1 protein-coding gene is annotated in these 400 nt (G+C 64.0%); it reads right to left on the bottom strand.

Annotated elements, in window-relative coordinates; translation table 11 throughout:
* Positions 1-400: response regulator (locus JWG43_RS19060; RefSeq protein WP_205244473.1), on the bottom strand; the 400-nt coding region annotated here is incomplete at both ends.

The following is a 400-nucleotide window of genomic DNA, read 5'->3' as shown; positions in this document are numbered from 1 at the left end:
GCAACTGATCATGCTCCAGGGCCCGACACAGTTCATCCAGGCTCAGGTTGTGACCGTCCTCCTCCTGGCTGCGCACCTGCTGGGGCTGCCAGGCGCCGATCAACTGCGCGATCTGCTGATGGCTCGCAGGTTTGTCGATACGCCCCAGCACCTGCAGGCCGTAGGCACGGCTCATGCGCAGTACGGCGTCGACCACATCGTCCTCCAGTGCGCTGCACAGCACTATGCCGCCGCGAAAACCGCCCAAAGAGAGGCGACGCAGCAGGGCCATGCCATCCATGCCGGGCATCCGCAAATCGCAAAACAGGATGTCGACCTGGTGGTGCTGGCACTGGGCCAGTGCCTCCTCCCCGTCCTGAGCCTCCAGCAGGTTAGCGTAGCCAAGTCCGCGGATCTGATG

The sequence above is a fragment of the Desulfobulbus alkaliphilus genome, assembly GCF_016918545.1.
Lineage (GTDB): Bacteria > Desulfobacterota > Desulfobulbia > Desulfobulbales > Desulfobulbaceae > Desulfobulbus > Desulfobulbus alkaliphilus.
Note: the sequence above shows the minus strand (reverse complement) of the source record. Positions and strands in the feature narration are given on the sequence as shown.